The sequence below is a fragment of the Ornithinibacillus proteolyticus genome (assembly GCF_039581225.1).
In the GTDB taxonomy this organism is placed as follows: domain Bacteria; phylum Bacillota; class Bacilli; order Bacillales; family Amphibacillaceae; genus Ornithinibacillus; species Ornithinibacillus massiliensis.
The window spans coordinates 53,415-77,775 of record NZ_JBCPXV010000016.1; the positions used below are offsets into that span (position 1 = coordinate 53,415).

18 protein-coding genes are annotated in these 24,361 nt (G+C 39.5%); 2 read left to right on the forward strand and 16 right to left on the reverse strand.

Annotated features, from left to right (window positions below; translation table 11 throughout):
• Positions 1 to 64 precede the first annotated feature (64 nt).
• A complete protein-coding gene (locus tag AAIB49_RS09575) occupies positions 65 to 481 on the reverse strand; it encodes a PaaI family thioesterase (protein ID WP_343457942.1) in 417 nt (138 codons plus the stop codon).
• A gap of 361 nt (positions 482 to 842) precedes the next feature.
• On the opposite strand from AAIB49_RS09575, the gene AAIB49_RS09580 reads away from it, so the two are divergent.
• Positions 843 to 1,832, forward strand: coding sequence for an NAD(P)/FAD-dependent oxidoreductase (locus AAIB49_RS09580; protein WP_339212870.1), 990 nt, complete (start codon positions 843 to 845; stop codon positions 1,830 to 1,832).
• Between the two features lie 357 nt (positions 1,833 to 2,189).
• On the opposite strand, the gene AAIB49_RS09585 is transcribed toward AAIB49_RS09580, so the two are convergent.
• The 8 genes from AAIB49_RS09585 to gltB form a co-directional block, all read right to left on the reverse strand.
• Entirely contained in the window at positions 2,190 to 2,393 is a 204-nt protein-coding gene (locus tag AAIB49_RS09585) for a hypothetical protein (protein ID WP_339212869.1), read from the reverse strand.
• A gap of 92 nt (positions 2,394 to 2,485) precedes the next feature.
• On the reverse strand, positions 2,486 to 3,220 hold the full coding sequence (cuyB, locus tag AAIB49_RS09590) for a cysteate racemase (protein ID WP_339212867.1): 735 nt from the start codon (positions 3,218 to 3,220) through the stop codon (positions 2,486 to 2,488).
• Between the two features lie 37 nt (positions 3,221 to 3,257).
• The gene (locus tag AAIB49_RS09595; RefSeq protein ID WP_343457943.1) at positions 3,258 to 4,751 is read right to left on the reverse strand and encodes a Mur ligase family protein; all 1,494 of its coding nucleotides are present in this window, start codon (positions 4,749 to 4,751) and stop codon (positions 3,258 to 3,260) included.
• 12 nt (positions 4,752 to 4,763) lie between these two features.
• Entirely contained in the window at positions 4,764 to 5,945 is a 1,182-nt protein-coding gene (locus AAIB49_RS09600; RefSeq protein ID WP_343457944.1) for a carboxylate--amine ligase, read from the reverse strand.
• Positions 5,946 to 6,329: 384 nt separating this feature from the next.
• On the reverse strand, positions 6,330 to 8,159 hold the full coding sequence (gene asnB, locus AAIB49_RS09605; RefSeq protein WP_343457945.1) for an asparagine synthase (glutamine-hydrolyzing): 1,830 nt from the start codon (positions 8,157 to 8,159) through the stop codon (positions 6,330 to 6,332).
• A gap of 107 nt (positions 8,160 to 8,266) precedes the next feature.
• Entirely contained in the window at positions 8,267 to 9,334 is a 1,068-nt protein-coding gene (rlmN, locus tag AAIB49_RS09610; protein ID WP_339212861.1) for a dual-specificity RNA methyltransferase RlmN, read from the reverse strand.
• 142 nt (positions 9,335 to 9,476) lie between these two features.
• Positions 9,477 to 10,961 carry a glutamate synthase subunit beta gene (locus AAIB49_RS09615; RefSeq protein WP_343457946.1) on the reverse strand — a complete coding sequence of 495 codons (1,485 nt, stop codon included), beginning with the start codon at positions 10,959 to 10,961 and terminating at the stop codon, positions 9,477 to 9,479.
• A 17-nt stretch (positions 10,962 to 10,978) separates the two neighbouring features.
• On the reverse strand, positions 10,979 to 15,613 hold the full coding sequence (gene gltB, locus AAIB49_RS09620) for a glutamate synthase large subunit (protein ID WP_343457947.1): 4,635 nt from the start codon (positions 15,611 to 15,613) through the stop codon (positions 10,979 to 10,981).
• A 226-nt stretch (positions 15,614 to 15,839) separates the two neighbouring features.
• On the opposite strand from gltB, the gene AAIB49_RS09625 reads away from it, so the two are divergent.
• Positions 15,840 to 16,862, forward strand: coding sequence for an LLM class flavin-dependent oxidoreductase (locus AAIB49_RS09625; RefSeq protein WP_339212856.1), 1,023 nt, complete (start codon positions 15,840 to 15,842; stop codon positions 16,860 to 16,862).
• Positions 16,863 to 17,612: 750 nt separating this feature from the next.
• Here the strand turns inward: AAIB49_RS09625 and AAIB49_RS09630 are convergent.
• From AAIB49_RS09630 to AAIB49_RS09660, 7 genes are all read right to left on the reverse strand, one after another.
• Positions 17,613 to 18,248, reverse strand: coding sequence for a pentapeptide repeat-containing protein (locus AAIB49_RS09630; RefSeq protein WP_343457948.1), 636 nt, complete (start codon positions 18,246 to 18,248; stop codon positions 17,613 to 17,615).
• A gap of 129 nt (positions 18,249 to 18,377) precedes the next feature.
• Positions 18,378 to 19,163, reverse strand: coding sequence for an ion transporter (locus AAIB49_RS09635; protein ID WP_186868158.1), 786 nt, complete (start codon positions 19,161 to 19,163; stop codon positions 18,378 to 18,380).
• A gap of 236 nt (positions 19,164 to 19,399) precedes the next feature.
• Positions 19,400 to 20,005 carry an NAD(P)H:quinone oxidoreductase gene (wrbA, locus tag AAIB49_RS09640; protein ID WP_343457949.1) on the reverse strand — a complete coding sequence of 202 codons (606 nt, stop codon included), beginning with the start codon at positions 20,003 to 20,005 and terminating at the stop codon, positions 19,400 to 19,402.
• A gap of 49 nt (positions 20,006 to 20,054) precedes the next feature.
• Entirely contained in the window at positions 20,055 to 21,089 is a 1,035-nt protein-coding gene (locus AAIB49_RS09645; RefSeq protein ID WP_339212852.1) for a C45 family autoproteolytic acyltransferase/hydrolase, read from the reverse strand.
• Complete coding sequence (locus AAIB49_RS09650) at positions 21,090 to 21,848, reverse strand: helix-turn-helix domain-containing protein (RefSeq protein WP_186868155.1); 759 nt, start codon at positions 21,846 to 21,848, stop codon at positions 21,090 to 21,092.
• 218 nt (positions 21,849 to 22,066) lie between these two features.
• Positions 22,067 to 22,981, reverse strand: a complete 915-nt coding sequence (locus tag AAIB49_RS09655; RefSeq protein ID WP_339212849.1) for a pseudouridine-5'-phosphate glycosidase — start codon at positions 22,979 to 22,981, stop codon at positions 22,067 to 22,069.
• Positions 22,978 to 24,087, reverse strand: coding sequence for a carbohydrate kinase (locus tag AAIB49_RS09660; RefSeq protein WP_339212847.1), 1,110 nt, complete (start codon positions 24,085 to 24,087; stop codon positions 22,978 to 22,980). The genes AAIB49_RS09655 and AAIB49_RS09660 overlap by 4 nt, the downstream gene beginning before the upstream one ends.
• Positions 24,088 to 24,361: the final 274 nt, after the last annotated feature.

Below are 24,361 nucleotides of genomic sequence, written 5' to 3' on the forward strand. Positions count from 1 at the left end.
CGTCATAAACAAGTATATTTTTGAGGAATTAAACATGGATGAACAACAAAATATATTGGGTAATTTATTTTTCTTGAATCAATAAAGAAGATACACAAGTAGCAATCTTCCTCTCATTCTGCACTAGATCCGCCACCACATATGCTAAGGTCCTTCCCATCTTCTCGACTCTAGCGGTTACCTCTATTTCTCCCTTTACGCCTGGTCGATGAAAAGTTGTATCTAGATCAATCGACACAAAGCCCTGATTTTCTGTCAGTTTAGAAGCAACTGCATAGGCCATTAAAATATCGGCTGCCGATGATAAAAAGCCCCCCATGACAACTCCTAAACCATTTATATATTTATCATCTACCGTCCAAATCCCTTTAGCTATGCCATCATTTGCCTCGTCCACCTTTATTTGCATCGTGACATCACAAGGTGGCGGGGTTAATCCATCTGATACAACTTTTCGCAAATCGGATATAGAATATTTCAACTTCTCCACTCCTCAAAATTGCATGTTTATTAAAATAACACTAAAATTATTAGTCCGTTTAAAATACGTTTATTTTAGTTTAAATATCACCATACCCATTGTCAATATAATCTAAATTAAGTCAACTAAATATGTATTCTAACAATATGAGTTAAACTTGATTATAAAACGATTTCAAGTGTAATTTTTCAATAAAATGTAGGAGAAGAGACCTTTATTTTTAAAATTTCAGAATATTGATTGACTTTTATTTATAATATTCTTATTATTTATATATCGAAATATATTTATTCGTATTTTATCCGTTATATGTATTTTTGTTATTTAATGTGCTGGAAAATAGTAAAAAGGAGACTAACACATGGAAGAGATGGTGGATATAACGATTATCGGTGCTGGACCGATTGGTTTGTTCAGTGCATTTTACGCAGGTATGCGGGAAGCAAGTGTGAAAGTGATTGATAGTATGCCAGAGGTTGGTGGGCAGTTAGCGGCCTTATATCCAGAAAAGTACATTTATGATGTGGCAGGATTTCCGGGAGTTAAGGCAAAGGATCTCGTAAAGGAGCTACATAAGCAGGCACTAACCTTTTCTCCTACCATATGTTTGAATGAGCAAGTACTAGATATTATTCGTCTAGAGAACGGTACATTTGAAATTTATACAACGAAAACCGTTCATTATTCGAAAAGCATTCTCATTTCAGCAGGTGCGGGCGCTTTTGAACCTAGAAAATTAAAACTAGCTAATATAGCTCAATTCGAAGAGCATACCTTACACTACTTTATTAAGGAGTTAGAAAGGTTTCGTAACAAAAGGGTATTAGTATGCGGCGGCGGGGATTCAGCTGTGGACTGGGCGCTTGCACTAGTAGATATTGCAGAGGATGTTACGCTTGTTCATCGGAGAGACGCATTTAGGGCGCATGAGCATAGTCTCACACAGCTCAAACATTCGTCCGTAACTATCCTCACCCCATATGAAGTTACAGACTTAATTGGAAAGGAGCATGACATACATCATGTCACACTCCAGAAGGTGAAAGAACAAGACAGGAAGACGGTCACGGTCGATGAGGTCATCGTCAATTATGGCTTTATCACAAATATTGGTCCGATAAAATCTTGGGGACTAGAAACGACTAAAAATGCTGTTTTCGTGAATGGTAAAATGGAGACTAACATTCCCGGAATCTATGCTTGTGGAGATATTTGCTCGTATGAAGGGAAGCCAAAGCTTATTGCTACTGGATTTGGCGAAGCAACTATCGCAATCAATCACGCAAAAGCCTATTTGGACCCAAAGGCTAAATTGAGTGTTCATAGTACACACCTGTTTTCTTCATCCTAATGAGGAATAGGTAGACATGTTGGGTTATTCCTATTTATCGTTTAAGATAAGCTCGCATTCGATAAGCAAAGCAATTCGCGCGAGGATTTGGGTGTTTCGCGCGACCTTATGTAAAAATCGCGCGACTCTGTGGTGCTCGCGCGATTTTTGATGACTCTCGCGCGTTTTTTGATGACCCTCGCGCGATTTGCGGTGACTCTCGCGCGAATCCAACGTAACTTCGCGCTAAAACCATGTTGAATCTCCCAATCCAACAACTCCACTCTATAAGACTAGGGGCTTTACCTCAGACTTTTTCATCTATTAAAAAAGGATGCTTCAGGATTAAGCAAGCTTCCTGAAACATCCTAACATTTATTATTTCATACCTCGAGTATCTACTTCATACCATTCTTTAGCCGATGTATTGCAGCGTTCTGCTATTTTTCGAAACTTTGCTTTAGGTATTTTCACTCTAATGTAATTAGCTTCCTCCTCAGAAAGCCTCAATTCACGTACACTTCTACCGTCCTTGAAGGATTCGAGTAAGAATTCATCAAATGCTTCTTTATCTGATAACACGAACTTCCCTCCTTACACTTAGAGAATATAACATTCACATGCGGTAGCTATTCTTATACATTATTCATTATAAAACCCCTATTATGGCTGAACTAAATAGGCAGGTTAGAGACCACTGCTCGCTTTTTTAATTCTTTGCCTGAGCGAATGATGGACTCGTTTACTAACACCTGCATTGCATCTACACAATACGGCTTCCAATGCTCTGAGATTTCAATACAAGAAAGCTCTGTACATCCTAGAATGACACAATCACAGTTCTCATCCTCTATCAGCTTAGCAATAATTTGCTCGAATGCGTGAACATCAACAGGTTGATCTGCTTTGAAATTATATATGGTTTGCATCACTTTTTGTTGGTCATGCACATTTGGGATGGGAGCCTTCATATTATATTTATGACACTCAGCCTGATATATACCTGTATTAATTGTCCCATCCGTTGCTAAAATACCTACCTTAGCTGTACTGCCAAATGTATTTCGAATATGGGTTACCGTTTCTTCGATCATATTAATTATGTTTATCGAAGTCATTTCCTGCATTTCACGGAAGAAATAATGGGACGTATTGCAAGGAATGGCAATGTTATCTATTCCAGCAGCTTCAAAAATCTCAAAATCTTTTTTAACTGCTTGTAAAAACGGTTCTTTATTATCTTCAAGAATTGCTCTTGTCCGATCCGGAATCGTAGCATGGTTAAGAATAACCATATCTATGTGGTCTTGGTCCTTATTGGCTACCGTATTTTCAATAACTCGATCAAAAAATAACGAGGTAGCAGCAGGTCCCATCCCACCTAAAACGCCTAGCTTTTTCTGTTTCAATCAATCCACCTGCTTTATATCATACTATGCATAGACACTATTTGACTTCCGCATTTTCTTTATTTAAGGCTTCTAAGGCGATACCTGCACCATAATCCATACCTTGACATCCAGCAAGTAGTACTAAATCACCTTTATTCGCTTTTGATAATGCTTCATGTATGGCATCTGGTAAATCATTATATAAGTCCACTTTAATATTAGCTTTTTCCATCACATCTAAAAATGCCTTGACTTCATCATCTGTCACTTCGTCTTTTGGCGTTGTATGGGATACACTTCGAGTTGCAATAACTTCCTTAATTCCAAGCTTATCTGCCCATTCTACAATGACTTCCGCATTTTCACGGTTAATGGTTGCCCCGCGTTGTCCACGAATCGCATAGACAAGCTGTAATTGCTCGAAATCCATAAAGTCTAATGTTTGTAAGGTAACATTAATATTTCCTGGGTTTGCAAAATGGTCATCTACTACTTTAATTTCATTTTCATAGATGAACTCAAAACGACGAGGTACTCCAGAAAATTCTTTTAGCGTCTCTTGAATCGTACTTATTCGAACTCCGCTAATAAGTGAAGCAATGATCGCAACCATCGCATTATACACTGAGTGGAGTCCTGGTACAGCTAATTCAACATCGAATTCGCTTGGCTCATATGAAATACCATTTGCTTCAAATGGCTTTAAAATCTCAACGGTAAACTTCCCTCTACCAGTAGTTAAATCCAAGTTTTTGCAATGGACATAGCCATCTTTACTGTCGATTCCAAATGAAATAACCTTTGCTTTTGTTTTATCCACTAACGAAGCAGAATATTGATCATCTAGATTTAAAATCGCAAAGCTATTCTCAGATGCATTTCGAATTAAGCTCGATTTTGCTTCAAAATAGCGTTCGAAGGTGCCATGCATCTCCATATGCTCTTTACTCATATTGTTTAAAGACACAATATCATAGTTGACCCCTTCTACACGGTGTAATTCTAGTGCCGCTGAGGATACCTCCATCGTTACGTGGGTCACATCATTTTGAACCATTTCATTTAAATAGCGTTGTAAATCTAGGGACTCAGGGGTTGTCAGTTCAGCAGGGATTGACTCATCACCATTTTTGATAATGACAGTTCCAATTAGACCTGTACGACGTCCTTCGTTTTCTAAAATAGCATTCGTCATGTACGTAGTGGTTGTTTTACCATTTGTTGCTGTAATCCCAATCATGTTCATCTTGGATGATGGATCTTGATAAAAGCATGCCCCTAGTCTCGCTAGTGCAATACGACTATCTTTTACAACATATTGTGGAATATCAATCCCATCTTGGAAGTCCTCTACTACCGCAGCCACAGCGCCACGCTTTACTGCATCTGCCAGGTACTTATGACCATCCGTTTTATAACCTTTTACACAGACAAATAAATCTCCTTCTTGAACCTTTTGGGAATGATAGGAGACATTACGAATTTCTAACGGCTCTACTTCCCTACCATTGGTTACTTCAATAGCTTGTAATAATTGTTTTAATTGCATACAAAATTCCTCCTATCCTTTCCTTTGGCCAAACAATTTACCAATTCTCGTTTTCATAAATACAAAAGCAGGTTTAGGATCGCTCAAGCTCCAGATTGCATATGCCTTTGGTCGAAATAACGATTTTACGACCTCTAAAGATTTTAACTGACCTGTTTTGACATAATCCTTTACTGCTAGCATATCTTCATATCCATACCAGAAAGCACGGTTTGTCGTTTCGGTCACTGCTTTTGGCTCTAATGGATCACCGATCATTTCCCGGTATGTGATGTATGGGAAATTCAAGCCAACTTTATATAATAAATGATTAAAATTGGTAATTCTTGCGTTGATTTCAATTAAATAGAACTCGCCAGTCTCTTCGTCTTTTTTAAATTCAATCTCAGCAAAGCCTTTATATTGAATCCCCTCTAGAAACTTCGAACCAAGCTCAAATAATTCGGGGGTGTATTTTTGGATTGTGTATACCGATGCCCCAAAATTAATAGGGTATTGGCGAAGCTTTTGGCAAGTGGTCCAATGGGTCACCTTAGAATCTTGATTCAAATATGCATCGAATGTGTACATATGGTCGTCAAAGCCCGGAATAATCCGTTGCACGAATACTTCTTGATTGGCGGATTTCGCCTTTTCCAATGCTTCTTCTAGTTCTTCCATGTTATGAACTTTAAAGATTTTCTTTCTAAAGGTAGCAACAAAGCTAGGGGAATCAAACGGTTTTACTAAACAAGGAAACTTTATTTCCTGTTCGACTCGTTCTTTAAAATTCGGTTCATTTACCCTAACTGTCTCTGGTACTCGTACACCATGCTCTGTCGCTAGTGCATGTAATGTATCTTTATTCATTACACGTGTTGCTAAGCCTTGCTCTGTTTGAGGGATTAAGTAATATTCCTTAATCCGATGTAAATGCGCGTCGATAACCTCCAAATATGTATCATGACATGGAATCAACACAGGCTTTTTATCTTGTTTCTTTGCATAATCAATTAATGCTTGAATAAATTCTTCCGTCTCTTCTTTGTAATGTGGTACTATTATTTTTTCTGAGCAATATTTCGAAGCCGCACCATAGCGATCATCTTCTGAATAATCTACGGCAACTGTATGAACGCCTTCTTTACCCAGACTTCTAATCGCACTTAATCCTATATAATAATTATTACCTAAAATCACTGCTTTATGATTCATATCGATTACTCCTATTAGGGTGTTACTATCCTATTCATAATATTGTATTTTTATTAAATATCATAGACTTTTTCATGATTGTTCATTACATTATACACCTCATTATACCTGTGTACAAAGTTAACTTCAATAAGTCTATGTAAGTGAATGAACGATGTTTATCTACAAAGAAAGCAGATAGAAGCTTGGACATAATTGGTAAAGGAAAAAAAACGAATGAATAGCATATCCCTCCCAATCTAGTAGCAGGCCTCACCGCCTTCTACGGGCGATAAGGTAAGCCCTCTCGCTCAAATCTATAGTTCCGGAGCTACTATTTATGCTTCATTCGGCTTACGATCAAATTCATTTCGTATGTCTCTGTGTAAAACCATGATAGTACATTTACGACTCCATAAATAATTGATGCCACATCATAAAGACAAGGATGGTCCATAGTTTTCTTGCGTTATTGTTATACCCTTTGTAATGACTCTTTAAGAGCTTCATGCAATAGGTTTTATCCAGAATGTGATCGGTGTTGCTTTCTTGAATGATTTCGGTTGCCCAATCATACAGTTCATTTCTTAACCAGCTTTTTAATGGTACAGGAAAACCTAGCTTTTTCCGATTGGTAACGTGCTCTGGAATGAAACCGATAGCAGCTTTACGTAATATTGCCTTCGTTTGTTTATTGGTAATTTTATAGGCTACTGGTATTTTGCTTGCAACGTCAAAGACTTCTTTATCTAAAAATGGTGTCCTAAGCTCAATGGAATGTGCTTTCGTCATTCGATCTGCCTTTCTTAATATATCCCCAGGTAGCCAAGTATGCATATCTACATATTGCATTTGATGAGCTGGATGGGCCTCTTTCACCATGGCAAATAAGTCGGCTGTCATATGCTTGTAAGTAATTAATTCATCATACGTTTTCATAAAGCGCCTTTTTTCATCTTCTTCAAAAATCTTAGCATTTCCAATATACCGCTCATGGAGTGGGGTGGTACCACGTTCTAGAAAGCTCCTTCCTATTATCCCCTCAGGAACAATACGAGATAATGTTCTCAGCCATTTTCGTACCGTATCCGGTAGATATTGAAACACGTTTAACGAATGGAATTCATGATAGATGTTATAGCCTCCAAATAATTCATCAGCACCCTCACCTGATAGCACTATTTTCGTATGGTTACTTGCTTTTTTGGCAGCAAAATATAATGGAACACATGATGGGTCTGCTAACGGTTCTTCTAGCTGGTGAATAATAGTTGGTAGACTAGCTACAAATTCTGCCGGACTAATGAGATACGAGATATTCTCTACACCTAGCTCATCTGCGGTTTGCTGTGCAATGGGAATTTCAGAATATCCTTCTACATCAAATCCAACTGTGAACGTTTTTATACTAGGGTTAAACTGCTTGGCTATCCCAACAAGAAGGCTTGAATCGATACCACCTGATAATAATGCTCCCAAGGACTTTTCTTCTTGTATATGCACCTTTACTGAGTCTACTAAGATCTCTTGTATCCGATTAATAATTTGGTTCTGGTTGCCGTTTACGGGATGGAATGCTGCTTTAAAATAGGCATAGGTTTCTAGAGGTTGATAGGCTTTTTTGATTAAGTAGTGACCTGGTTTTAAGCTAGTAATTTCTTTTTTCAAGGTGAGTGGTGGGGGAATATATTGAAATGAAAAGTAGTGTTGTAATGCTTGGTAATGGAATGTTAGGTCTTTCCCTAGCCTAGTTATAGCTTGTATTTCTGTAGAAAATAGAACCTCCTCTTCTGTATCCATCATGTAGAGTGGTTTAATTCCAAAGGGGTCTCTTGCAGCATAGAGAATCTTTTCTTGATAATCCCATATTACTATTGCAAATGTGCCCCTTAATAGTTGGAATCCCTTAACACCACATTCTAGAAATAGGTTACTAAGAACTTCTTCTGTTGTATCCAAGTTAAACTTATAGCCTTTCTTCTCTAGCTTTTTACGTAAGTCTCCCTTATTATAAATGGTTCCGTCGAAAACTAGTCCATATCGTTCATTATCGAATATAAAGGGTCGAACATTGCGATAATCGGTCCGTTTCATAACCAGAAAATCAGCTTGCTCCATACTTTCCATTTCATCATGCATTTCCTCATTCTTCAGCACCGTTACATTTTCCTCTTGCGTCGGTTTGCTATCTTGCTTAAATCTTTTAGATGTGAGTAAACCAACAAATCCAGACACACTAATTTCCCCTTTTCATATAGTAGACATATCTTTTGCAATATTATATTCAAACAAAAAAAGACTGACTCAAAATTATGATGAGTCGGTCTTTTATGTCTTCGTCGTTATACAATCTTTTGCTTTTTAATTTGTTTGCTTCGTAATTGTCCACATGCTGCATCTATGTCAGCACCATTTTCCCAGCGAACCCCACTATTAATACCATTTTTCTTCAATACTTCGTGGAATGCTTGGATGACGTGTGTCTCACTTCGTTGATACTGACCATGCTCCTCAACAGAATTGTAAGGGATGAGGTTCACATAGGAAAGATGGCGTTTGCTGCGCAGTAATTTAGCAAGCTGTATCGCTTCTTCCTCGTGATCATTGACATCCTTAAGCATAATGTACTCATACGTTATTCTACGATTAGAATTCTCTAAGTAATAATCTACAGCCTTCATCAGCTTTTCAATAGGAAATGCACGGTTTATCTTCATTATGCTAGTTCTTAGTTCGTTGTTCGGTGCGTGTAAGGAAATAGCTAGGTTTACTTGTAAACCGGTATCAGCAAATTCATAAATTTTGTGCGCTAAGCCACTAGTTGATACAGTAATATGACGCTGACCAATTTTAAGGCCTTTCTCATCATTTACGACTTTAATGAAATCAATTAAGTTCGTAAAGTTATCAAACGGCTCACCAATTCCCATTACGACAATATGGCTAACCCGTTCATCTTTTCCTTGTTCATCCAGATGCTTTTGCACCTTCATAATTTGCTCTACAATTTCGCCACTATCTAAATCTCTGCTCTTTCTAAGTAGACCACTAGCACAGAAGGTACAACCAATATTACACCCGACCTGTGTTGTGACACATACAGAAAGACCATAATTAAAACGCATCAGCACCGTTTCAATTAAGTTTCCATCTGCTAATTTGAACAGAAATTTAACTGTCCCATCTTTAGAGACTTGTTTGATTTCCTCTTCCAATGTTTCAATAACAAAATTCTCTTGTAATAGTTCAATCGTTTCTTTATTTACATTTTTCATTTCTGTAAAATGACGGACCCGTTTCTTATATAACCAATCCCAAACTTGTTCAGCACGGAATCTTTTTTGTCCTTTTTCTATTAACCATTCTGTTAATTGTTCCATTGTTAATCCATAAATGGATCTTAATTTCATAATATATCCTCATCTCCAAATAACTATATCGTACTATAACTAGTAATCGTATTCGCTAAATCACTTTCTAATCATACTTGATATAGTGACCGGAATCAAATTAAATTTCCCTTTTAGTATCTAGCTTTTACAGCCTTTTATATTAAGGTAAGTCCGTTTCTCCCATGAGATAGCGATCACATTCCCGTGCAACCTCTCTTCCTTCATGGATAGCCCATACAATTAGACTCTGACCCCTTCGCATATCCCCTGCAGAAAAAACACCTTCTACATTCGTTTGGTAGTCTCCATACGTTGCTTTCACTGTAGTATTGGAATTACGTTCAAGATTTAATTGATCGAGTAAGCCTTGTTCTGGGCCAGTAAATCCGATAGCAATTAATACTAAATCGGCAGGCCATATTTGCTCGGTTCCTTTTATTTCTTCACGGATTCTTCGCCCGTTTTCTATTTTGTTCCTCACATTAATCGTATGAACTTCTTTAATATGTCCGGTTTCATCTCCTACAAATTTCGTTGTCATGACAGCAAATGCACGTGGGTCCCTTCCCAATTTCCCTGCCGCTTCCTTATGACCATATTCAACCCGATGGATAATAGGGTATTGTGGCCATGGATTGGAAGTAGCATCACGCTCTGTGCCTTTCTTTTCATAAATATCAAATTGGGTTAGTGATTTGCAATTATGACGTACGGCAGTCGCCAAGCAATCCGTCCCCGTATCACCACCACCGATGACAATAACATTCTTATCTTTTGCGGAGATATAGTTATTGTCCTCTAGCCCTGAGTCCAGTAGGCTCTTCGTATTCTGATGGAGAAAGTCCATTGCATAGTGAACTCCCTTTAGATTGCTTCCTTCTACTGGCATAGTTCGATGCACCGTTGCACCAGTAGCTAGGATGATCGCATCATATTCCGACCTGAGCTTTTCTACTGGGATGTCCTTGCCAACTTCTGTATTCGTAATAAAGTGAACCCCTTCTTGTTCTAAAATGTCTACTCTTCTTTTCACCACCTGATAGGAAAGCTTCATCTCTGGAATTCCATAGGTTAATAGCCCACCGATACGATCTTCTCTCTCAAAGACCGTAACCTCATGTCCTGCTTGATTCAATTGTGCTGCCGCAGCTAAGCCCGCTGGACCAGAGCCGACTACTGCTACCCGTCTTCCGGTTCTTTTTTCTGGAGGATTTGCTGTTATCCAGCCCTCCTGAAAACCTTTTTCTACAATTGCACGTTCAATGGATCTGATGGCTACTGGTGGCTCATTAATGCCGAGGACACATGCCCCCTCACACGGAGCAGGGCATGCAATTCCTGTAAATTCCGGGAAATTATTTTTAGCCTGAGCACGATGAAGCGCCTCTTGCCATTTTCCTTCATAAACGAGATGATTCCATTCCGGTATTAAATGATTTAAAGGGCACCCTGTTGTAACACCATTAATTTCCATGCCAACATGACAAGTTGGAACACCACACCCCATGCAACGGGCACCTTGTACCTGTATATCCTGGGCTGTAAATGAAGCTGTATAGTCTCTCCAATCCTTAATTCTATCCGTTGGCTCTCTTTCGGGTTGTGTTTGTCGTTCATACTGCATAAAACCGGTATGATTTCCCATAAAATCCCCCTTTTCGATTAAAAGCTAGGAAGCATTTCAGATTTTTTTCGATGATTAGCTATTAGTTGCTTATCCTTATGATGGTCACGTTGCCCATGGACCTCCTGAAAGGCTTGCATTTCTGCTTCATTCTTATTTAGCCCAAGCGCCATTAATGCCTTTATCCGCTCTTGTATTCTGGCATATGCCTTAGGGATAACACGGAGAAATTTCGCAGAATTAGTATCCCAATATGCTAAAATTCGTTCCGCATATACACTATTGGTATAGTGAACATGTTTTTCGATTAAGCTATATAGCTCATCGACCTCGGACAAATCCTCGAGACCTTGAATATGAAGCTTATCTGGATTTACTCTTTCACGGAATCTTCCATCTACATCATAAATATAGGCAACACCACCAGACATCCCAGCAGCAAAGTTCTTTCCTGTTAGGCCTAAAACAACCACTCTTCCTCCGGTCATATATTCACATCCATGGTCACCAACACCTTCTACGACGACATTGGCTCCACTATTGCGTACTGCGAAACGCTCCCCAGCGATCCCCCGTATGAAGGCTTCACCAGAGGTTGCCCCATAAAAAGCAACATTACCGACAATAATGTTCTCCTCCGGTTGGAAGGTCACGACAGGGTCTGGATGAACAATAATTTTCCCACCAGAAAGTCCCTTTCCAACAAAGTCATTGGCATCTCCGATTAATCGTAAGGTGATCCCCTTTGGAATAAACGCGCCAAAGCTTTGACCAGCAGAACCACTAAAGTTCAACTTAATCGTGTCCTCTGGCAAGCCAGATTCACCACATCTTTTCGAAATCTCGCTACCTAATAATGTTCCTGTTGCTCGGTGAATGTTCCGAATAGCCGTTGTAAATTCTACTTGTTTTCCTTCTTTAAATGCACGTTTACAATTAGGGATTAGTTCCTGATAATCCAACGTAGAAGTAATCCCGTGGTCCTGCTCGATTTGTTTATAACGTGCTGTCATACCAGAAGCTTGCTTCGGCTGGTAGAGTAGACTTGCCAAGTCAATCGTCTTCGCCTTCCAATGTTCAATCTCGTCGTTAACCTCTAATACATCTGTACAGCCAACCATTTCCTCTATCGTTCTAAACCCTAATGTCGCCATGATCTCACGCGCTTCCATCGCAATAAAACGCATGAAATTAACGACATGCTCCGGCTTTCCGGAAAACTTTCTACGTAGCTCTGGATTTTGTGTGGCGATTCCAACTGGACAGGTGTCTAAATGACAAACTCGCATCATTACGCAACCTAACGCTACTAACGGTGCAGTAGAGAAGCCAAACTCCTCAGCCCCTAACAAAGCAGCAATAACAACATCTCTTCCTGTCATCAGCTTTCCATCTGTTTCCACTGCAACACGGTCACGTAGCCCATTTAACAATAAAGTTTGATGGACTTCTGCTAAGCCTATTTCCCAAGGTAGCCCTGCATGCTTTAAGCTTGTGTATGGTGCAGCACCAGTACCACCATCATAGCCACTTATTAGAATGTGATCTGCACGCCCCTTTGCTACTCCTGCTGCAATGGTCCCAACACCGACAGCAGAAACTAATTTCACGCTAATTCGTGCATTTGGATTCGTATTCTTTAAGTTAAAAATTAATTCTGCTAAGTCTTCAATGGAATAGATATCATGATGTGGTGGTGGTGATATGAGCTCAACACCAGGTGTTGAGTTCCGTACCTCGGCAACCCATGGATATACTTTGTTTCCTGGGAGATGTCCTCCCTCACCCGGCTTTGCACCTTGTGCTACTTTTATCTGAATCTCCTCTGCATGGACTAAATAATTACTTGTAACGCCAAACCTACCAGAGGCAACCTGTTTAATAGCACTTTTACGTAAATCACCATTGGCATCGGCTTGATATCGATCAACAGATTCTCCACCTTCACCGGAGTTACTTCTTCCTCCAAGACGGTTCATAGCAATAGCCAATGACTCATGCGCTTCCTTACTTAAAGCCCCAAAAGACATGGCACCTGTTCGAAAACGGGCACATATTGCATCCACAGATTCCACTTCATCAATCGGAATTGGCTTGCGTTTTTTAAATTGTAATAACCCTCTTAATGATTGTAAGTTCTCCTTTTCATTCGTAATCATGCTAGAGTAGTTTTTAAATAATTCGTAATCCCCTGAGCGTACGGCATGTTGTAACGTATAGATTGTTTTCGGATTATATTGATGATCCTCACCGTTCGAACGATATTGATAATCATCACCGTCCTCCAAAGCAAGCGTCGTTCCACGTTTCGGCTTATATGCCTTTTCATGGCGCATGAGAACTTCCTGTTGTATAATTTCTAGTCCAATTCCACCAATACGAGAAGCTGTACCTGTGAAGTATTGTTCAATCACCTGATTGGCGATTCCAACGGCCTCAAATATCTGCGCCCCCAGGTAACTTTGAATCGTAGAAATCCCCATTTTTGATAAAACTTTGACAATCCCATCTGTTACCGCATGAATATATTGATTGATAGCTTCTTCTACGGATTTAGCATTCATTTCATCGTTCTGCAAAAGGGCTTCGATTGTATCAAAGGCGAGATACGGTGTGATCCCCTCTGCCCCATAGCCAATTAAGGCTGCAAAATGATGAACCTCTCTCGGTTCCCCTGACTCTACAATAATGCTGACTTGTGTACGTAATCCTAAGCGAATCAAGTGGTGGTGTAGCCCACTTACTGCAAGTAAAGATGGAATCGCAGCTTTTGACTCAGAAAGCCCACGATCAGATAGGATAATAAACGTTGCCCCTTGTTCGATTGCCTGAACCGCTTGTTCGAGCATAGTATGCAATGCTTGTTCCATTTCATTGTGTATGCCAAATAAGGTAGAAATCGTCTTTGAACGGTAGCCGTGCATTCTATTATGGCGTAGCTTCTCTAGTTGCTGTTTCGTTAGGATCGGTGTATTTAATCGAATTTTTTTGCAGCTATCTGCATTGGGGGCCACGATATTCCCCACAGGACCAATCGTGGTCGTTGTCATCGTGATCATTTTTTCCCGTATCGCGTCAATTGGTGGATTGGTTACCTGGGCAAATAATTGCTTAAAATAGTCAAATAAAAGCCTCGGCTTCTTCGATAAGACAGCTAATGGAGCATCATATCCCATAGACCCAATTGGATCCTTTCCACCTGATACTAATGGTTTCATCATTTTCTCTAATTCCTCACGGGTATAACCAAAGGCAACTTGATTTTCCACCAATTCCTTGCCTCGATAGGTTGGTTGAGATGTCGCTGCATTGGGAATCGTATCGATGTCCTTTAGCTCCATCAACCATTCCTTATACGGCTTTTCCGTAGCAACTTGTAGTTTTATCGTTTCATCTGGTATGATTATTCCCTTTTCTAAATCAACAAGAAGCATCTTTCCAGGCTCTAGACGTTTCTTATACAAAATATCATCAGCGAATATATCGAGGGCACCTACTTCTGAGCCAAGAACAATCATCCCGTCCTTCGTTACATAATAGCGAGCAGGCCGTAATCCATTTCGATCGAGTGTGGCTCCAACCTGAACCCCGTCCGTATATACAATGGCACTCGGTCCATCCCACGGCTCCATAAATGTACTATGAAACTCGTAAAAATCTCTTTTCTCCTCTGCCATATGAGGATTATTTGCCCAAGGCTCAGGAATCATCATCATGGCAGCATGTGCTAATGAATAGCCTGATATGTGTAGGAATTCAAACGTATTATCAAATATCGAAGAATCACTTCCATCTGCATCGATGATCGGTAGTATTTTGTCTAAATCCTCCGCTTCAAAAAAACTAGATGTACATAATCTCTCTCGTGCTTTCATCCAATTGACATTTCCACGTATCGTATTAAATTCACCATTATGGATCGTATACCGATTAGGATGTGCTCGATTCCAACTCGGGAATGTATTGGTGCTGAAACGGGAATGTACTAATGCCAATGCGGATTTAAATTCAGGGTGGTTTAAATCAATGTAGAAGGAGTCTAATTGTTCTGGAATTAACATCCCTTTATATACGATGGTTCTAGATGATAGGCTGCATATGTAGGTGTCGTAATAAGCGGGATTTTGATTCATGACATACTCAATGCGTTTTCGGATTATATATAGCTTTCGTTCAAAGCTTTTACTATCCGTAATATCTGGAGATTTTTGGATAAAACCTTGTCTAATTGTTGGTTTTGTTTTAGCGGCAAGCGACCCAATAAAGGAATCATTCAGTGGAACTGGTCTCCACCCAAGGAAGGTCTGTCCTTCTTCTTCTACGATCGACTCAATAATTCGCTTACATTCTACCCTAGTTTCTAATTCATTAGGCAGAAATATCATTGCAATGGCATATTCCCCTGCTCGGGGTAATCGTACACCTTCTTTTGCACATTGCTTCTGAAAGAACCGATCTGGTATTTGCGTTAAAATCCCAGCACCGTCACCAGTGCTTGTATCAGCAGATTGTCCTCCCCTATGCTCCATATTACAAAGCATATTAATCGCGTTTTGGACAATACTATGTGTTCGATTTCCATTTATATTCGCAATCATACCTATTCCACATGCTTCATGTTCAAAAGCTGGGTTATATAAACCCTGTACTTTAGGGTAGTTACGTATCGTCATAACCTTGCTCCTTTCTGGATAACCTTTTTTCACAATCAAACAGTAATTCATATTATAGCACAATTCCAGTCAATACACAATATTCAGAAAGTTATATTTATGCAATCCTTTTTATATCAATAGTTGTAAACGCTAACATAGTAACGCGTTAGTTTTCAAGCGTTAAATTGGACTATAGACTTTAATATATTTATTATTGCATACGAAGAGCGCATAAAAGGAGTGAATGAATTTGATATCAAATCATGCAAAAACTTTTCATCATATACCACTTTCTGTTTTAGATCTTGCACCCATTACAGAAGGAAGTAATGCGAGTGAGTCCTTTAAAAATAGTGTAGAATTAGCACAGCATGTGGAAAAATGGGGGTTTAATCGTTATTGGCTAGCCGAACATCATAATATGCCTGGTATTGCTAGCTCTGCTACTTCTGTTGTCATTGGCCATATTGCTGGGGCAACTAAGCACATTCGTGTCGGAGCAGGGGGAGTCATGCTTCCAAATCATGCGACACTAGTAATTGCTGAACAATTTGGGACATTGGAAGCCTTATACCCTGGGAGAATTGATCTCGGCTTAGGAAGAGCACCTGGTAGTGACCAAGCAACTGCTTATGCATTACGGAGAACCTTAAACGCGAGTGTAGAGGATTTTCCAATGCAGGTTAATGAATTGCAGGATTATTTCTCTGATGAGCCAGTTTCACGAGTAAAAGCCATACCTGGCCAAGGTGCGAACGTTCCGCTTTGGTTACTTGGGTCTAGTGGCTTTAGTGCACAGCTAGCAGCACATAAAGGATTACCGTTCTCCTTTGCTAGTCATTTTGCACCTGCATATTTATTCCAAGCACTAAAGTTGTATCGTGATAACTTCCAGCCATCTAACGTACTGGAAAAGCCATATGTTATGCTAGGTATAAATGTAATAGCTGCAGATACAGACGAAAAAGCTCAGTTTATTGCCACATCTCAACAGCAACAATTCTTAAACCTACGTCGTGGTAATCCTGGAAAACTGCAGCCACCAGTGAAGAATCTGGAAGAGCTGTATTCACCGGGAGAAATTGCAGCAGTTTCGGAAACACTCGATCCAAAAACAACCATTGTCGGAAGCCCTGACACCGTACGAAAAGGATTAGAGAGCTTTATCGAAGAAACACAAGCTGATGAATTAATCATCGGATCGCAAATTTTCCATCTTGAGGACCGTTTACGCTCCTTTGAGATTGTCGGGAATTTGATGAAGTAAATGAGGGCAGTGAGAAAAGAAGAAAGGTAACGGATTAAGCTTCACCGTTACCTTTTTCTTTTCTCATTTAGGGCACTGAGGGGCCTCCTCTGTTACCTTTTTTGCTTTTCCTCCTCATTTGGGGCACTGAGGCGGATCCTCTGTTACCTTTTTTGCTTTTCCTCTTCATTTAGGTCACTGAGGCAGCTTCTCTGTTACCTTTTTTTGCTTTTCCTCTTCATTTAGGTCACTGAGGCGCTCTCTCTGTTACCTTTTTCGCTTTCTTTTCTGATTTAGGGCACTGAGATGACTCCTCTGTTACCTTTTTTGCTTTTCTTCCTCATTTGGGTCACTGAGGCGGATCCTCTGTTACCTTTTTCTGCTTTTCCTCTTCATTTGGGTCACTGAGATAACTCCTCTGTTACCTTTTTCGGCTTTTCCTCTTCATTTGGGTCACTGAGGCAGCTTCTCTGTTACCTTTTTCGGCTTTTCTTCCTCATTTGGGTCACTGAGGCGGATCCTCTGTTACCTTTTTCGGCTTTTCCTCTTCATTTGGGTCACTGAGATAACTCCTCTGTTACCTTTTTCGGCTTTTCCTCTTCATTTGGGTCACTGAGATAACTCCTCTGTTACCTTTTTCGGCTTTTCTTCCTCATTTGGGTCACTGAGGCGGATCCTCTGTTACCTTTTTCGGCTTTCCTTCCTCATTTAGGGCACTGAGGCGCTCTCTCTATTGAATTCATCTTGTCGGATAGCTTCGCGTTCCAATATCTATTCCTTAATCTCTAAACCTAATAGTCTCACAAAGCCAAGAGCTTGTTCGGTGAAGACTTTACAGCCTTGCATACTTTCTAATGAGACTTGTAATCTTTCAAATTTACAAGTGGATAGGTCGACACCTTTTAGCCTAGTATTGGAAAAATTCGCATCTTCCATATCGGAATACTGTAAGTCGACCTTTTCAAATTTACATTCGTAAAAATCGCTATTTTTCATTGTACAATCGAGAAAACGTACTTGTTTTAATTTAGCGTATCCATATGCACTAAAATTTATCTGGCAGCTTTCAAAAACAACATTCCCTAGGCTTGATTCCGCCAATCCAATCCCAATTAATTTGGACTGCTTGAACTCAACCCGATGGATACTGGATTTCGTAAAATCAACATTGGAAAGATCACATTGAATAAAGAGACAATCGGTTAATTCAATATGGGAAAAATCCCCTTCCAAGGTAACATGATCAAATACAACTTGATCAAAACGCGCCCTATCGATATCCTCACTCGAAATCAAGCAATCTTTGAACATGCAATTATCATAATATCCATCTTCCGAAGGCTGAAAAGCTGTGATTGGTAAATCTGCTGGTAATTTTGGCCGATTAATTTTCATTTCTTGCCCCATCATATCCTCCTTTATTACGAAACTATCATTAGTAAAATTCGTTTTTTTACACAATCGAGAAAGACTTTATACTTTCCTATCTTCTCAAAAAAATCTCCCTCTTATGTGATCACATAGAGGGACTTTTAGTTAGTTTTTCTTGTTTAGAAGTTCTTTAATCTCCGCTAGCTCTTTCTGTACTTCAGCAAGCTTAATATCAGTTGGAGAAGGGCTTTCTTCACGATTTGCCTCTTCGACATTATTGACAATAACACCAATAAATAAATTTACAATAACAAACGAGCCAATCATAATGAATGTAACAAAATACCACCATGAGGAAGGATCCTCCGCTAGTATTGGCCTCATGACACCACTTGCCCAGGATTCCAGTGTAATGACCTGGAAAAGGGAGAGCAGAGAGTCATGCAACGTTCCAAAATACTCAGGTGCAATTTCGTTGAATAACATCGTACCAATAACGCCATAAATATAAAAGAATATACTTAATAACAATACAATCGTACCCATAGAAGGGATGGTTAAAATTAATGCATTAACCATTTTTCGGAGCGAAGGTATAACAGACACTGCACGAAGCACCCTTAGTACTCGGATAATACGAAGTACTGTTACATAATGACTACCAACTAGGACATGACCTAATGTCACAATAACAAAATCAAATATGTTCCATGGATCCTTTAAAAATCCCTTTATCGATTTCCTTCCGATTAGACGGATAATAATTTCGATTGTAAATATCCATAATAACAGCTTGTCACCTAAATAGATCCAATCGTGGTATTTGCTCGCTATACCTGCGTAAGTCTCTAACCCTACTAATATAGCATTTATCATAATTAATACAATTATCGTATTCGTGAAAACAGGATGTTCTGAAATTCTAGCACATGCTTTTCTTAATGGATTCATTTGTAGACGCTCCTCCTCTCATAACATTTTACGGAACACAGGCAATTCTGTCATCTATTAATTGTTAGGAATCATTATTTATGAATCAATTGCTGGTAGAAAATAAAAAAGCCAACACATTCGCTCATAGCTAATGTATTAGCTTTTTCTACTACTAGCGAGAAAGAATTTATTTTCCTATCTACAAAAAAGATGGTATAAAGCTATTAAGCTCTATACCACCTTTCTCAAACTTTTCAGCTGCCTGCTACCTTTTGAGCAATTTCTAGTGTTCGTTTCACTTGATGTTTGACTGCACCTTGAACATCTTCCACCATTTTTCCATCTTGACCCTGAGATACACTGGTTCCATACGGATTGCCACCTGCTTGAAATAGTACCTGGTCGGTATATCCAGCAGGTACGATGATTGCACCCCAATGCATCATCGATGTATATAGTGCCAGGATGGTTGCTTCATGACCGCCGTGAGGGTTTTGTGCTGATGTCATTGCACTAACTACTTTATTTACCGTTTTCCCAGACGCCCAAAGACCACCTTGTGTATCAATGAATTGCTTCATTTGAGACGGAACATTACCAAAGCGAGTTGGCGCGCTAAAGATAATCGCATCGGCCCATTCAATGTCATCACTAGTTGCTTCTGGTACATCCTTTGTTGCTTCGTAATGTTCCTTCCATGCAGGGTTAGATGCAATAGCTGCTTCTGGTGCAAGCTCTGGTACTTTTACCACTTTCACCTCAGCACCTGCTTCTTTTCCCGCTTCTTCTGCCCATTTTGCAAGCTGATAGTTAATGCCTGTAGAACTATAATAAATTACCGCTAGTTTTACCATATTCATTCTCCTTTTCATCATCGTTACGCTTGTATTATTTACCAATTCGATTCATTTAATCATGACTAGCATGATTTTGTTGATAATCTATTTCGCCTAGTAGCGTCTTTCCTACATTTAACCTACCACTAAGCCATTTCGCTAAAGAGAATCTAGTTGGTTTAGCATTTCCGCCTATTCCAACTATAACCTCTAATTTTTCAGGCATGTAAACTACGGTGTGTAACGTACCAAAGAAATGATGATAATCTTTGTAAAAGAGTGGTGAATCTTCGTTGTTAAACCTTCGAAACGCTTCTTCTGGTGATAGGGGCTCAGCTTTAAATCCTTGGAGGATATGCTGACGGTGTAAGGAGGATGCAATATAGGACCTGTTTTTGCCGGTTAATTGTTCTGTATTGAAGTGGTTCGTACACATTAAATCGGATGGATATTGTACCAATTGTTCATTTGGCGTAGCCTCTATTAGACAATTCTTTCCAGAACGATCAGTCAATGAATAGTTATAACAATAGCCATGTGGAAGCTTCGTTATAAAGTCTGCTGCTTCTATCACGTTTTTACAATGCTCTAAAACTAGTCGGACAATGGTTGTCGCGATAAAACCAATACCGGTATGGCGTTCGTTTACTAAGTGTAATCCAACAACTAGCCCATGCTCATTCATTCCATCTACTCTACCGACCATTTGTTGGCTAAACCCGATACTTGCATAGCCCTTTTCTGGCTTATGGAAAACCAAACGGCCGTCATATAGTTCTGGGGTAAAATCATAATTGCGAACATAGTAGCTTCCCTGTGAGAAGGCTGTACATCCCATGGAGGGTAATGATAGATTGTATCCACTGTACATTCGTAATATCGTATAAAAATCCAGCTCTAACCCAGCTGCTAGGCCCTGCAACTCTTCTAAAAAACTTGAAAAATCCCGCTTTAATAAAGTATAGATTTCTTCTGCGTCTGTCTTAGAAGAAGTAGCCTGAAGCTCATCAAACCGATGACCGAATTCTATATGCTCTGCCTGTAAACGGCCAATTTCATAATTGGTCCCCTCTAATTCCACTACATGTACAAATAGTTTCTTTCTCATTTATTCTCCCCCTAATTTCATTACTGGTATCATCATCGTGACTTGCTTTAAGTTATCTCCGTGATACTTTTCCATCAAGGAGCCAGTAGAAATATAGCCATTGTCACTAACATATTTCATAAGACTACGATAAACACTACCAATGTTGGAAAAGTCTCCTTGAAAGGTTGTCGCTACACATAGAGCTTCATTGATCATTTCTTCTTTTTCAAATAAGGTACTGCTCGAAATGTCACTGGAATTATCGATTCCAAAGCCTATCCATGCTTTTACCGTTTCCGTTCCAGACGCATATTGTAAGTAAGAATTTCGAACCGCCACATTATACTTATTTAGCTCTTCTATTCCCCTTAATAACGCTGCTCCGAATTCCCCCTGATGACCTTCAGCCAAAAACCAGACCACTCTCTCCCGTTTTCGTTCATATAAAAAGAATTCCTTTATGGAACTGTTACTCTCTAAGAACTTAATTTGCACATCCAGTAATGCTTTTTGCTGGTTTAATAGACGAATCCATGATTGTTTCATTTGCTCCTGAGCAGGCTCAGTGGCTAAGAGATATGTTTGAATGTCACTTATCGGCACATTTGCTAAGCGCAAACTTACAATTAATCTAGCAAGGTCTATTTGTTCTTCTTGATATACCCGATAACCGTTCCCTTCCTTTCTATTGGGCATCAGTAAGCCCTTTTCTTCATAGAAACGTAGCGTGCTTTTCGGTATTCCACTTCTTTTGGAAAATTCTTGTATAGATAGCATCTCATTCCCTCCTACATTTAAGATAAACCTTAAAGTAACTTGAAGGTCAAGGGGAAGGTGAGTAAAAACAGCATGGGCTTATCCACGTTAAAAAACCCGAATGACTCTACAATATCACACTAACATATCCTTAACTTTTCATGAGAGGATATGTCAGTATAACGTTGTGCTTCATTCGGGTCTCTATCTTATCGTTATGTCTGCACTACTTCCATAGATTAGACTAGTGAATTTAGCTCTACGGCTAATTTCGCACCTAATACTGCATTATTTTTAACAAGTGCAATATTAGAATCTAAACTCTTTCCGCCAGTAATTTCTTTAATCTTTCCAAGTAGGAATGGAGTTGTGTCCTTTCCAGTTATCCCTTTTTCATCTGCTTCCTTTACGGCTGAAGCAATGGCATGATTAATTACTTCTTCAGGCATTGCATGCTCTTCCGGGATTGGGTTAGCAATAACTGCTCCACCTTGAAGCTTTAAATCCCATTTTGATTTTAATGTCTTCGCAATGACATCTACGTTCTCCGCTGAGAAGTTTACCGGATATTCGCTTGTTCTCGTATAAAATGCTGGTAAAACTTCTGTCTGGTAACCGATTACTGGAACCCCTTTTGTTTCTAGGTATTCCATTGTTAGTCCTAAATCGAGAATGGATTTAGCTCCAGCACATACTACTGCTACATTCGTTTGTGCAAGCTCTTCTAAATCTGCCGAAATATCCATGGTTGTTTCTGCACCTCGGTGTACACCACCAATACCTCCCGTAACAAATATGTTAATATCAGCAAGCTCTGCACAAATCATTGTAGCAGCTACTGTAGTTGCTCCTAATTGCTTCGTAGCTAAAATGTATGGAAGGTCACGACGGGAAACCTTCGCAACACCTTGACTATTGCCAAATTGCTCTAATTCCTCATCTGTTAAGCCTACTTTAATTTTCCCATCAATCAATGCTATCGTAGCAGGTACAGCACCATTATCACGAATGATTTGTTCCACTTCGCGAGCTGTTTGCACGTTTTGTGGATATGGCATCCCATGAGAGATGATAGTCGATTCCAATGCAACTACTGGTTTTCCTTGTTCCTTTGCTTGTTTTACTTCTGCTGATAGTTCTACATAATGTCTCATTCTACTTCCTCCATATCTAATTTAAGTTGTTGAGGTGTCAAATCTTGTCTTACGGTATAATTCGTTTGGATTGTTTTAGAAGAATTAACGGCAGCTGCCTTCGCGATAGTAGGAAGACTTTCCCCTTCCAGCCATGCATAGATTACCCCTGCAGAAAAGGCATCTCCTGCCCCTGTAACATCATGGACATTCGTCACTTCTAATGCTGGCATATGATGAATTCCTTCTTCTAGATTTCCGATTAGTGCTCCTTCTTTTCCATTGGTTACTACAATATTTTCAATTCCTAATTGCAACCATTTATGAGCTGCTTCTTGCCAGTCTGCCTTCGTCTTAATAGCGATATCGAAAAAGGCCTCGGTCTCATCACAGTTCGTAATTAACCAGGTTAGTCCTTGTAAGTCCTTCGGTAGTCTGTCCATCTTCGGGGCAGATACCGCAATAAATACTAGTGGAATATTTCTACTTAAGGCAAACTGTTTGATAGAAGCTAACGTATCCATAGGCAAGTTCAAATCGGCTACGAAACATCTTGCCAGGGAGAACTTAGAAAGCTTTGGTTGTAGTACTTCTGGTGTAATGGAATCATAAATATCCATATCCGCTAAAGCCAATACTAACTCACCCGATTGATCAATCACAGCTGAATAAGACCCTGTCGCTTCTTTTACTAATGGAATGGTATGGGTTAGGCTCATATAGCTAGAGGAAGCCTCTTCAATAAAATGCCATTCCGCGTCAATACCGCTGGCCGTGAGTAGCGATACATTTTTCCCTAACCGTCCTAGATTCTCTGCGACATTTCTAGCCACTCCACCTGCACTTTGTACAGACCTGATTGGATTCGAAGTCCCATACTGAAGCTTACCCTTTATGTAAAACTTCCGGTCAACATTCGCGCCACCTATGCAGACAATTTGCTTATCGTCCCCTACAATATAGGCTTTGCCGTGAATATAACCTTTTTTCACTAGACCTGAAATAAGGTTCGCAACGGAAGGTCTGGATAGATTCATCTCCTCTGCCAGTTCCTGCTGTGAAATAAAAGGGTTTTTCTTAATTAAATTAAAGAGTTTTTGTTCATTTTCATTAAGTGAGAAATTCATATCATGCCACCTAACCAAACTTTTGTTTATATTATAAACTTATGTTTATTATGTTAGTATGTTTATTGGATAAAGTCAATTGTTTATGGAAGAAAAACTGATAGGTATTAAAATGGCTTTCGATTCTCTTTTCGATGCAGAAGCTGTAAATAGAGTAGGCGCATGAATCACTCATGCGCCTCTCGCAGTTCCGTACGTGCGGGTCATCGCATACGGCTCCTCCATGATTATTCCCTTTGGGAATGATGTTCATTGTAAATATCAACCAGAGAAA

What these genes read in the sequence shown, in the direction of transcription:
- AAIB49_RS09600 (WP_343457944.1), bottom strand. Translation starts at nt 5,945, where the DNA reads ATGAATCATAAAGCAGTGATTTTAGGTAATAATTATTATATAGGATTA.
- AAIB49_RS09660 (WP_339212847.1), bottom strand. Translation starts at nt 24,087, where the DNA reads ATGAATTTCTCACTTAATGAAAATGAACAAAAACTCTTTAATTTAATT.
- AAIB49_RS09655 (WP_339212849.1), bottom strand. Translation starts at nt 22,981, where the DNA reads ATGAGACATTATGTAGAACTATCAGCAGAAGTAAAACAAGCAAAGGAA.
- AAIB49_RS09650 (WP_186868155.1), bottom strand. Translation starts at nt 21,848, where the DNA reads ATGCTATCTATACAAGAATTTTCCAAAAGAAGTGGAATACCGAAAAGC.
- AAIB49_RS09625 (WP_339212856.1), top strand. Translation starts at nt 15,840, where the DNA reads ATGAATTTGATATCAAATCATGCAAAAACTTTTCATCATATACCACTT.
- AAIB49_RS09635 (WP_186868158.1), bottom strand. Translation starts at nt 19,163, where the DNA reads ATGAATCCATTAAGAAAAGCATGTGCTAGAATTTCAGAACATCCTGTT.
- AAIB49_RS09615 (WP_343457946.1), bottom strand. Translation starts at nt 10,961, where the DNA reads ATGGGAAATCATACCGGTTTTATGCAGTATGAACGACAAACACAACCC.
- AAIB49_RS09630 (WP_343457948.1), bottom strand. Translation starts at nt 18,248, where the DNA reads ATGGGGCAAGAAATGAAAATTAATCGGCCAAAATTACCAGCAGATTTA.
- AAIB49_RS09595 (WP_343457943.1), bottom strand. Translation starts at nt 4,751, where the DNA reads ATGCAATTAAAACAATTATTACAAGCTATTGAAGTAACCAATGGTAGG.
- wrbA (WP_343457949.1), bottom strand. Translation starts at nt 20,005, where the DNA reads ATGAATATGGTAAAACTAGCGGTAATTTATTATAGTTCTACAGGCATT.
- AAIB49_RS09580 (WP_339212870.1), top strand. Translation starts at nt 843, where the DNA reads ATGGAAGAGATGGTGGATATAACGATTATCGGTGCTGGACCGATTGGT.
- gltB (WP_343457947.1), bottom strand. Translation starts at nt 15,613, where the DNA reads ATGACGATACGTAACTACCCTAAAGTACAGGGTTTATATAACCCAGCT.
- rlmN (WP_339212861.1), bottom strand. Translation starts at nt 9,334, where the DNA reads ATGAAATTAAGATCCATTTATGGATTAACAATGGAACAATTAACAGAA.
- AAIB49_RS09645 (WP_339212852.1), bottom strand. Translation starts at nt 21,089, where the DNA reads ATGAGAAAGAAACTATTTGTACATGTAGTGGAATTAGAGGGGACCAAT.